Raw genomic sequence first — 9,949 nt, 5'->3', positions numbered from 1 at the left:
GCGCGAGCCGCAGCGCGCCCAGCCGCACCCCCGGCACTCCGTCCGCCGCCCGTACCAGGACCGCCGTGGCCGCGCGCTCCGCGATCCACGCGCCGTCGCGCGACCCGCCGAGCGGCAGCAGCCTGCCGAGCCCCAGCTGGTGCCGTACCGCCTGGGTCCACGTGTCCGCGTCCACCGCCATTCCTCCAGCCTGCCGCATCCCTGGCGCGCAGCCGAGCAACCTTGCTTACGGTGGTGCGAGGAGGACGACCGGAAGGGGCGTACGGCGATGACCGGTATGACGACGGCTCCCGAGGGGGAGCCCGAGCCGCAGGTGTCGACCCGCAAGACCGTCCGGCGCGGCGGCGGCGATCCGGCGACCCGGGGACGGACCACCATCGCCGACGGCGTCGTGGAGAAGATCGCCGGTCTCGCCGCCCGGGACGTGGTCGGCGTGCACGCCATGGGCAGCGGACTCGCCCGCACCTTCGGCGCCGTGCGCGACCGGGTGCCGGGCGGCTCCAAGTCGGTGAGCCGGGGGGTGAAGGCCGAGGTGGGCGAGGTGCAGACCGCGCTCGACCTGGAGATCGTCGTCGACTACGGCGTCTCGATCGGCGACGTCGCCCGCGCCGTGCGGGAGAACGTGATCGCCGCCGTGGAACGCATGACCGGCCTGGAGGTCGTCGAGGTCAACATCGCGGTCAGCGACGTCAAGCTGCCCGAGGAGGAGGAAGAGGAACCGGAGCCCCGGATCCAGTGAGCGCGGCCCCCGCACGCCTGACGAGCCGATGAGCTGAGGAGCGCTGCATGAGCATGACCGTGGTCGGCATGATCGCCGGCATGGCGCTGGGTTTCGCGGGGTACTTCGGCGGCTTCGGCGCCTTCCTGCTGGTGGCGGCGCTCGGCGCCGTCGGGTTCGTCGTCGGCCGGCTCGCGGAGGGCGACCTGGAACCCGGAGACCTCTTCCGCACCCGCGGTGACCGGCGCGACCGGCGGCGGTGAGGACCGTGACCAGCGAGACCGGCACCGAACGGCACCCGCCCGCCCTCGTGCCGCCGGGCGAGCGCGGCGCCACGTGGATCGCCGACCGCGTCGTGGCGAAGATCGCCGCGCAGGCCGCCCGCGAGGCGCTGGACCCGCTTCCCGCGGACGCCGCCGCGCCGCACGCCACCGTCGTGGTCCGCCATGACGCGGCCCGCGTCCACGTGCGGCTCGCGCTCGGCTATCCCTGCGACATCGGCGCCCGCTGCGCCGCCGTGCGCCGCCATGTCACGGAACGGGTGGGCACGTTGGTGAACATGACGGTGTCCGAGGTCGCCGTCCGGATCGAGTGGCTGCACCTTCCGGCCGGACCGGGGAGGACGTGATGAGCGAGGCACGCGGCATCACCACCCTCGACGAGACGCCCGGCGCCGCCCCGCCCGCACGCCGCGGCAGCGGCCGCTTCTGGTCCCCGCGCCGCGTCCCCGCGGGCATCGTCGCCGCCCTGATCCTGGCCGGCGCGGGCATCCTGCTCTACGACGTCCTGGTCGTGCGCGCCCACCACCCGGCGATGCACTGGCGCCGGGCACTGGCCCGGCAACTGGCCGAACGCCCCCTGGACGACACCTGGGTGCTGGCCGGCGCGGCCGTCGCCGCCGCCCTCGGCCTGTGGCTGATCGTCCTCGCGGTCACCCCCGGCCTGCGCGCGCTGCTGCCGATGCGGCGACCGCACCCCGACGTCCGCGCCGCCCTCCGGTGCGACGCGGCGGCACAGGTGCTGCGCGACCGGGCGATGGAGCTGTCCGGCGTACGGTCCGTACGGGTGCGGATGGGCCGGAGGAAGGCCGACGTGCGGGTCGTCTCGCACTTCCGCGAGCCGGCCGACGTACGGGCGGACCTGGAGGCCACGCTCGCCGAGGCGATCCGGGGCCTGGGCCTGACCCGGCAGCCCGCGCTCTCCCTGCGGGTGGTACGACCCGGGCGGAAGGGGTGAGGGCGGTGCGCACCGGTGGCGTCAACCGCGTCCTGCTGGGCCTCGTCGGCCTGGCCCTGCTGGCGCTCGGCGGGGCGGTGCTGGCCGTCGGGCTCGGTGCCCGGCCGCCCTCCTGGTGGATCCACACCGGCCCGCACGACGTGCTGCTCACCAGGGCCGAGCGCACCCGCTGGCGGGGCGCCGGCTGGTGGTGGCCGGCCGTCATCGGCGCCCTGGCCGTCACCTTCCTGCTGGCCCTGTGGTGGCTGACGGCGGTCCTGCGCCGGCACCGCCTGGCCGAGGTCCGGATCGACACCGGCGACGGGCGGGGCGCCCTCCTGCGGGGCAGGGCCCTGGAGAGCGCCCTCGCTCAGGACGCGACCGCGGGGCCGGGCGTCACCCACGCCGGGATCCTGCTGCACGGGCGTGCCACGCGCCCCGCGGTGAGCGCCACGCTGCAACTGGAGCCGGACGTGGACCCGGCGGCGGCCCTGACCGACTTCACCGGCCGGGCGCTGGCCCACGCGCGCGAGTCGGCCGAACTGGCCTCACTCCCGGCGGAGGTGCGGCTGAGGGCGCTCAGGCACCGCGCGGAGCGGGTGACGTGACGGGTCAGAACCCGTGCCGCATGCCGCCGTCCACCGGCAGCATGATCCCGGTCAGGTAAGAGGCCGCCGGGGACAGCAGGAAGGCGGCCGCCTTCCCGAACTCCTGCGGCGTCCCGTACCGCCGCAGCGGGATCCGGGACTCGTTGGCGGCCCGGGTGGCCTCCGGGTCCGCCGAGAGGCCGTCCAGCTCGCGCACGCGGTCCGTGTCGATCCGCGCCGGCAGCAGGCCCACCACGCGAATCCCGCGCGGCCCGAGTTCGTCCGCGATGGACTTCGCGAACCCGGCCAGGCCCGGCCGCAGCCCGTTGGAGACGGTCAGCCCCGGGATCGGCTCGTGCACCGAGCCGGAGAGCACGAACCCGATGACGCCGCCCTCCTCCAGCTCGGCCGCCGCCGCGCGAGCGAGCCGGACGGCGCCGAGGAACACCGACTCGAACGCGTCCCGCCACTGCTCGTCGGTGTTGTCGGCGACGAACCCGGGCGGCGGCCCGCCCACGCTCACCAGCACCCCGTGGAAGCCGCCGAAGTGCTCACGGGCGGCCGCGATCAGCCGCTCGGGAGCCCGCGCGTCGCCGTTGTCCACGGCCACGCCCACCGCGTCCGGGCCCAGTTCGGCGGCGGCCTCGGCGACCCGCTTCTCGTCCCGGCCGGTGATCACCACCTTCGCCCCGTCGGCGACGAGCTCGCGCGCGGCGGCGTTGCCCAGTCCGCGCGTGGCTCCGGTGACGATGTACACCCGATCCTTCAGTCCAAGATCCATGGCCCCTATCCTGCCTGGTCGTCCCCGAACAGCGTGAGGGCGGTGTTCACCAGGCCGAGATGGCTGAAGGCCTGGGGGAAGTTGCCGAGCTGGCGGCCGGCGAACGGGTCGTACTCCTCGGCCAGCAGGCCCACGTCGTTGCACACGTCCACCAGCCGCTCGAAGAGCTCCCGCGCCTCCTTGGTGCGGCCGGTCAGGTGCAGCGCGTCGGCCAGCCAGAACGAGCAGGCCAGGAAGGCGCCCTCGCCGCTCGGCAGCCCGTCCACGACCGAGTCCTCGGTGTCGTAGCGGCGCAGGAAGCCGCCGTGGCCGAGGTCGTCGCGGATCGCGTCGACCGTGCCGACCACCCGCGGATCGTCCGGGGGCAGGAACCCGACGCGCGGGATGAGCAGCAGCGCGGCGTCGAGTTCCCGGGAGCCGTAGTACTGGGTGAAGGTGTTGCGCTCCGGGTCGTACCCCTTCTCGCACACCTCCTGGTGGACCTCGTCGCGCAGCCTCCGCCAGCCCTCCAGGTCGCCGCTCAGCTCCTTGTTCCTCTCCAGGGTCCGCACGGCGCGGTCGGCGGCCACCCAGACCATCACCTTGGAGTGCACGAACTGGCGCCGGCCGCCACGCACTTCCCACAGGCCCTCGTCCGGCTGCCGCCACGCCGACTGGAGGAACCCCATCAGCGAGCGCTGGATGGCCCACATGTGCGGCAGGCTGCGCAGGCCCGCGCTGCGGGCCAGCCACAGCGAGTCCATCACCTCGCCGTACACGTCGAGCTGGAGCTGCTCGACGGCGCCGTTGCCGATGCGTACGGGGGAGGAGTCGGCGAAGCCGGGCAGCCAGGGCAGCTCGGCCTCCGGCAGCCGCCGCTCGCCCGCCACGCCGTACATGATCTGCAGGGCGGCCGGGTCGCCCGCGACCGCGCGCAGCAGCCAGTTGCGCCAGGCCTCGGCCTCCTCCCGGTAGCCCGCGGTGAGCAGCGCGCCGAGGGTGAGGGTGGAGTCGCGCAGCCAGCAGTACCGGTAGTCCCAGTTGCGCACGCCGCCCCGCTTCTCGGGCAGCGAGGTGGTGGCCGCGGCGACGATCCCGCCGGTCGGCGCGTAGGTGAGGGCCTTGAGGGTGATCAGGGAGCGCACGACGGCGTCCCGGTGGGGGCCGTCGTACCGGCACCGGCGGGCCCAGCGCCGCCAGTCGGTGACGGTGCTCTCGAGCGCCTCGTACGGGTCGAGCAGCCGTGGGCGCGGCTCGTGCGAGGGGTGCCAGGTGAGCACGAACGCGACCCGGTCGCCCTCGCCGACGGTGAACTCGGAGTGGGTGCCGTAGTCCTGGCCCCAGGTGCGCACGGCCGGCTCGGTGCGAAGCCACACCGAGTCCGGGCCGGCGACGGCCACCCGGTGGCCGTCGGAGCGGCGCATCCACGGTATGACCGAGCCGTAGTCGAAGCGCAGGCGCAGCGTGCTGCGGACGGTCACCCGGCCGCTGACCCCCTCGACGATGCGGACGACGTCGGGGGCGCGCTCGCGCTGCGGCATCAGGTCGGTGACCCGCACGGTGCCGTCGGCGGTCTCCCACTCGGTGTCCAGGACGAGGGTGTCGGGCCGGTAGGCGCGCCGGGTGCAGGTGGCGGCGCCCTCGGGGGCGATCCGCCAGTGGCCGTGGTCCTCCTCGCCCAGCACTCTGGCGAAGCAGGCCGCGGAGTCGAACCGCGGCAGGCACAGCCAGTCGATCGAGCCGTCCCTGCCGACCAGGGCCGCGCTCTGCTCGTCGCCGATGAGGGCGTAGTCGTCGATGCGCGCGTTCACGGGATGCGGTTTCCCGGCATGCCGGGGGGCCAATCAGGTGGTGCGCCGGGGGAGTGACGGCAGCGCGCGGGCGTGCGGTGCTCACGGTGCTGGTTCTTGCCGTAGATCACCCACGGCTGCAGCGCGCGGGGCTCACACTGCGGCCGGTTCGCTCTCCTGGGGCGTCGCCTCCGCCGAGGCCTCCTCGCGCTCGCGCAGCTCGCGCCGGACCAGGAACCACCAGCCGACCGGGACGCCCGCGGCGAACAGCCACCACTGGATCATGTACGCGAAGTTCAGCGGGGCGTCCTCGGTGCCCGGGTCGGAGATCTGCTCCGGGGAGCCGCCCTTCGGCGCGGGCGCCGTCTGCTCGATGTAGCCGCCGAGCACCTGCGCGCCGAGCCGGTGCGCCTCCTCGGCGCTGTTGATCAGCATGATCTGCCGGTCCGGCAGGCCCTTGACGTTCTTGATGCCGCTCGCCGCGGTCGTCTCATCGGCCATCAGGCGCCCGGTGACGGTGGTGCGGCCGGCCGGCGGGGCGGGGATCTTCGGAAAGGCGGTCTGCGCGCCGTTCGCGGGGATCCAGCCGCGGTTGACCAGGAGCACCTTGCCGTCGGTGAGGACGAACGGGGTGAGCACGTGGAAGCCGACCTCGCCGTCCTCGTTGGTCCGGCGCCGGACCACGACCTGCCTGGCGGTGTCGAAGGCGCCGGTCGCGGTGACCGTGCGGTACCTCTCGGTCCGGGTCACGGCGTGCCCGGGGGAGGACAGCTCCTCGACCGGGACGGGCTTGGCGTGCAGGGCCGCCGACACCAGGTTGTTCCGGGCGGTGCGCTCCTGATACCGGTGCTGCTGCCAGAAGCCCAGCCTGATCATCGTCGGGATCAGCGCGATCGCGACGATTGTCAGGATCACCCACTGGCGGGACAACAGGAAGCGGTAGCGATGCACCCCACGACGGTACAACCGGGCCGCGGGGTGCAATCGGGCGGGTACCGGGTCACACCCGGTCCACGATGCCCGTCTTTCCCTCGGCACGGGCGCAGTGGGCGCCGCAGTAGAACTGGCCGTCGGCCTCCACGCCCTGGCCGATGATCTGCACCCGGCAGTGCTCGCAGATGGGGGCCATGCGGTGGATCGCACAGGAGAAGCAGTCGAAGACGTGCACGGAGCCCTGTGCGTGGACCTCGAAGGTCATTCCATAGTCATTTCCGCAAACTTCGCATTTCGCCATGCGCCACAGGGTGAGCCGTCGTCGGTGCGGGGGCGAGCGGTCGGCGGGTGAGTCGTGTGCCAATCACCCATTCGTACGATCACTTCGCCCGGGGGTCACTCGCGCGCGGGGCCGCTCGCTCGCCCCGTACGATCCACTCGTGCCCGGGGTGGATCGAGCGCGGGGTGGATCGAGCGCGAGGTCGGCCGCTCGCCCCGTGGGGTCACTCGCCGGTGGGGTCACTCGCCCGTGGGGTCACTCGCCGGTGGAGTCACTCGTCCGCGGGCTCGACGTCCCTGAGCAGTTGCCCGAACGCCGCTTCGTCGACGATCGGCGTGCCGAACTGCCGCGCCTTCACCGTCTTGGAGGTGCCCGAGTCCGGGTCGTTGGTCACCAGCAGGCTGGTCAGCCGGGAGATGCTCGACGCCACGTGCAGCCCCGCCTCGGTCGCCCGGTCCTCCAGCAGCTCCCGCTCGGTCGAGGTGTCCCCGGAGAACGCCACCCGCATGCCCTGTTTGAGGCGTCTGCCGTCTTCGTAGCGACCCGGGTTGGGATAGGGGCATGCGGGCCTTTTGCGGGAGGGGCGCCAACTGCCGGACCGATAGCCGCCGTAGCCGCCGTAGCCGCCGTAGCCGCCGGACGACTGCCGGGGCACCGGCGGGTCCGACCACTCCGTCAGTGGGCGGCACTCCAGCAGCGGCAGCCGTACGCCGCTCGCCGCCGCGGCCCGCAGGCTGGGCCGGAACGCCTCCGCCAGCACCCGCGCGTCGTCCAGCGCGTGGTGCGCCCGCTGCTGCACCACCCCGAAGTGCGCCGCCAGCGACTCCAGCTTGTGGTTGGGCAGGGGCAGCCCCAGTTCCTTCGACAGCGCGATGGTGCACAGCCGCTGCCGCACCGGCGCCTCGCGCTGCACGCGCGCGTACTCGCGGGCGATCATCTGCCAGTCGAAGACGGCGTTGTGCGCGACGAGCACCCGGTCCGCCAGGCGGGCGGCGAACTCCTCGGCGACGTCCGCGAACAGCGGCGCCCCCTCGAGCACCTCACGCGTCAGACCGTGTATCCACACCGGTCCCGGATCGCGCTCCGGGTTCACCAACGTGTACCAGTGGTCCTCGACCTCACCGCGCGCGTCCAGCCGGTAGACGGCCGCCGAGATGATGCGGTCGTGCCGGGCCAGGCCGGTGGTCTCCACGTCAACGACCGCGTATCCCTGCGGATACGCGGCCGGCCACTGGGTGGGGGAGGACACTGCGGTCGCACGGTCTTCGAGCATGGTCACTGAGGATACGGGCCACGACCGACAGTCCCCTCCCCCAGGTGCCGACGGCCCGTCCCCGGCTCCCGCGCGTCCGCTCGGCCGCCGCACACGCGTGCGTGGCCGCGAACGGGGGGGACGGAGGAAGGGTTCGCCGGTCCGGGTAGCGCCAACAGGGGGGGCGCACCAGGGCGCGTACGGCCGCCGCGAACAGCCCCCCGGAGTCCACCGGGCGGGCCGGCGCGCGGGCAGCACCATCGGCTCTGTCAGGACCCGCTCGCGCAACGGCACATGAGGAGCCCTCAAAAGAGTGCGCGCCGGAGACCGGCATTCACCGAGCAGGGCTCCGGGTGCCCGGCCCGCCGGACCACAGCCGCGGGTGCGGTGACGCGGGCCCCGGCGCCCTCGGGGGAGCGTCGGTGCGGCACAGGTGCCGCCGGGAGTGCGATCCTCCGTGCTGTGATGGAACCGACCCACGACGAGACCCACGGGGGCGCGCTCGGCTCACGCCTGAACTGGCTCCGGGCCGCGGTGCTGGGAGCGAACGACGGCATCGTCTCCACCGCGGGCCTCGTCGTCGGCGTGGCCGGGGCGACCCAGAGCCGGGCCGCCCTGCTCACCGCCGGACTGGCCGGGCTGCTCGCCGGGTCGATGTCCATGGCGGCCGGCGAGTACGTCTCCGTCTCCACCCAGCGCGACTCCGAGCTCGCCGCGCTGGCCGTGGAGAGACGGGAACTGCACGAGCAGCCCGAGGCCGAACTCGAGGAGCTGACCCAGATGCTGCGGGATTACGGCTTGTCCCGGGCGGTGGCCCGGGAGGCCGCCGAGCAGCTCACGGAGCGGGACGCGCTGCGGGCCCACGCGCGCGTGGAGCTGGGCATCGACCCGGACGAGCTGACCAACCCCTGGCACGCGGCCTTCGCCAGCTTCCTGGCCTTCACCGTGGGCGCGCTGCTGCCCCTGCTGGCCATCGTCCTGCCACCGGCCGGCTGGCGGCTGCCGGTCACCGTGGTCAGCGTCCTGGCCGCCCTCGTCCTCACCGGGTGGAGCAGCGCGAGCCTCGGCGCCGCCGCACCCGGGCGGGCGGTGCTGCGCAACGCGGCGGGCGGCGCCCTCGCGATGGGGGTCACGTACGCGGCGGGCAGCCTGCTGGGCGCGGCCGGGGTGTGAGCGGCGCAGGGCGCGCGCCGGCGGTCGGGCCGGGCCGCCCTGGGCGCACGCCGTCGACCGCGTACCGTGAGGTGGGCTCGACCACCCCCGAGCGCACCGCACCACTTCGCACGAGAGGGACCCTCGCCATGCGCGCCACCACCATCCACGCTCCGTACGACATGCGCGTGGAGGACGTTCCCGAGCCCGTGGTGCAGCTGCCCACCGACGCCGTGGTGCGGGTGCTGAGGGCCTGCATCTGCGGCAGCGACCTGTGGGCCTACCGCGGTGAGGCGGCGCGGCAGCCGGGGCAGCGGATCGGGCACGAGTTCCTCGGCGTCGTCGAGGAGACCGGCTCGGAGGTGAGCACGGTCAGGCGCGGTGACCTGGTGGTCGCGCCCTTCATGTGGTCCGACGGCGTGTGCGACTACTGCCGCGAGGGCCTGACGACGTCCTGCGAGCACGGCGGCTTCTGGGGCTCCGTGGGCTACGACGGCGGCCAGGGCGAGGCGGTGCGCGTGCCGTTCGCCGACGGCACCCTCGTGCAGCTCCCCAAGGACGCCGCCTCCGACGAACGCCTGCTGTCGGCCCTGCTCACCCTCTCGGACGTCCTCGGCACCGGTCACCACGCCGCCCTCGGCGCGGGCGCCCGCCCCGGCGCCACGGTCGCCGTCGTCGGTGACGGCGCGGTCGGCCTGTGCGCGGTGGTGGCCGCCAAGCGGCTCGGCGCCGAGCGGATCATCGCGCTCGGCCGGCACGAGGCCCGTACCGGCATCGCGCGCCGGTTCGGCGCCACCGACGTCGTCGCCGAGCGCGGTGAGGCGGCCGTGGAGGCCGTCCGCGAGCTCACCCGCGGGCAGGGCGCGCACGCGGTCGTGGAGGCGGTGGGCACCGAGCAGTCCATGCGCACGGCCGTCGGCATCACCCGCGACGGCGGCGCGATCGGCTTCGTGGGCGTGCCCCACGGCAGCGGCACCGGCCTGGACCTCGGGGTCATGTTCGACCGGAACATCGCCCTGCGCGGCGGCGTCGCCCCGGTCCGCGCCTACATCCCCGACCTGCTGCCCGACGTCCTCGACGGCACGATCGACCCCTCGCCGGTGTTCGACATGACCGTCGGCATCGAGGACGTCCCCGACGGCTACAAGGCCATGGACCAGCGCACCGCCCTCAAGGTGCTGGTCACCGGCGACCGGTGACCGACCGGGACGAGCGGACCGGCACCGGCGGCGAGGTCGGCGGGCCCGGCACCGCGACCACCG

Annotated in this window: 12 protein-coding genes and 1 pseudogene; 7 read left to right on the top strand and 6 right to left on the bottom strand. The window is 74.3% G+C overall.

Annotated features, from left to right (window positions below; genetic code table 11):
- Positions 1 to 199, bottom strand: a pseudogene (locus ACLU3S_RS33260) (nucleopolyhedrovirus P10 family protein); the annotation flags it as partial.
- A 69-nt stretch (positions 200 to 268) separates the two neighbouring features.
- Here ACLU3S_RS33260 and ACLU3S_RS33255 point away from each other — a divergent pair.
- Genes ACLU3S_RS33255 through amaP form a run of 5 tightly spaced genes read left to right on the top strand, consistent with a single transcriptional unit; the run spans position 269 to position 2,541 of the window.
- Entirely contained in the window at positions 269 to 739 is a 471-nt protein-coding gene (locus ACLU3S_RS33255) for an Asp23/Gls24 family envelope stress response protein (protein WP_413955707.1), read from the top strand.
- A gap of 47 nt (positions 740 to 786) precedes the next feature.
- Positions 787 to 981 (top strand): hypothetical protein, encoded by a 195-nt coding sequence (locus tag ACLU3S_RS33250; RefSeq protein ID WP_413955706.1) that lies wholly within the window; start codon positions 787 to 789, stop codon positions 979 to 981.
- Positions 978 to 1,346 (top strand): hypothetical protein, encoded by a 369-nt coding sequence (locus ACLU3S_RS33245; RefSeq protein ID WP_413955705.1) that lies wholly within the window; start codon positions 978 to 980, stop codon positions 1,344 to 1,346. Before ACLU3S_RS33250 ends, ACLU3S_RS33245 begins: the two co-directional genes overlap by 4 nt.
- Positions 1,346 to 1,954 (top strand): DUF6286 domain-containing protein, encoded by a 609-nt coding sequence (locus ACLU3S_RS33240; RefSeq protein WP_413955704.1) that lies wholly within the window; start codon positions 1,346 to 1,348, stop codon positions 1,952 to 1,954. The genes ACLU3S_RS33245 and ACLU3S_RS33240 overlap by 1 nt, the downstream gene beginning before the upstream one ends.
- A 5-nt stretch (positions 1,955 to 1,959) precedes the next feature.
- Entirely contained in the window at positions 1,960 to 2,541 is a 582-nt protein-coding gene (gene amaP, locus ACLU3S_RS33235) for an alkaline shock response membrane anchor protein AmaP (protein WP_413955703.1), read from the top strand.
- A gap of 4 nt (positions 2,542 to 2,545) precedes the next feature.
- On the opposite strand, the gene ACLU3S_RS33230 is transcribed toward amaP, so the two are convergent.
- The 5 genes from ACLU3S_RS33230 to ACLU3S_RS33210 all read right to left on the bottom strand — a co-directional run bounded on the left by ACLU3S_RS33230 (position 2,546) and on the right by ACLU3S_RS33210 (position 7,556).
- A complete protein-coding gene (locus ACLU3S_RS33230; RefSeq protein WP_413955702.1) occupies positions 2,546 to 3,301 on the bottom strand; it encodes an SDR family oxidoreductase in 756 nt (251 codons plus the stop codon).
- A 5-nt stretch (positions 3,302 to 3,306) separates the two neighbouring features.
- On the bottom strand, positions 3,307 to 5,091 hold the full coding sequence (locus ACLU3S_RS33225) for a glycoside hydrolase family 15 protein (RefSeq protein ID WP_413955701.1): 1,785 nt from the start codon (positions 5,089 to 5,091) through the stop codon (positions 3,307 to 3,309).
- A 132-nt stretch (positions 5,092 to 5,223) separates the two neighbouring features.
- Complete coding sequence (locus ACLU3S_RS33220) at positions 5,224 to 6,021, bottom strand: SURF1 family protein (protein WP_413955700.1); 798 nt, start codon at positions 6,019 to 6,021, stop codon at positions 5,224 to 5,226.
- A 49-nt stretch (positions 6,022 to 6,070) separates the two neighbouring features.
- On the bottom strand, positions 6,071 to 6,304 hold the full coding sequence (locus ACLU3S_RS33215) for a hypothetical protein (RefSeq protein ID WP_413955699.1): 234 nt from the start codon (positions 6,302 to 6,304) through the stop codon (positions 6,071 to 6,073).
- A 250-nt stretch (positions 6,305 to 6,554) separates the two neighbouring features.
- Entirely contained in the window at positions 6,555 to 7,556 is a 1,002-nt protein-coding gene (locus tag ACLU3S_RS33210) for a DEDDh family exonuclease (protein ID WP_413955698.1), read from the bottom strand.
- Between the two features lie 441 nt (positions 7,557 to 7,997).
- On the opposite strand from ACLU3S_RS33210, the gene ACLU3S_RS33205 reads away from it, so the two are divergent.
- Both ACLU3S_RS33205 and ACLU3S_RS33200 read left to right on the top strand, forming a co-directional pair.
- A complete protein-coding gene (locus ACLU3S_RS33205; protein ID WP_413955697.1) occupies positions 7,998 to 8,708 on the top strand; it encodes a VIT family protein in 711 nt (236 codons plus the stop codon).
- A gap of 128 nt (positions 8,709 to 8,836) precedes the next feature.
- The gene (locus ACLU3S_RS33200; protein ID WP_413955696.1) at positions 8,837 to 9,886 is read left to right on the top strand and encodes a zinc-dependent alcohol dehydrogenase family protein; all 1,050 of its coding nucleotides are present in this window, start codon (positions 8,837 to 8,839) and stop codon (positions 9,884 to 9,886) included.
- The last annotated feature ends 63 nt before the right edge of the window (positions 9,887 to 9,949 follow it).

This window comes from Streptomyces sp. AF1A, from assembly GCF_047340315.1.
Lineage (GTDB): Bacteria > Actinomycetota > Actinomycetes > Streptomycetales > Streptomycetaceae > Streptomyces.
The sequence above is the reverse complement of the archived record's forward strand: the minus strand, read 5'-3'. Positions and strand labels throughout refer to the sequence as shown.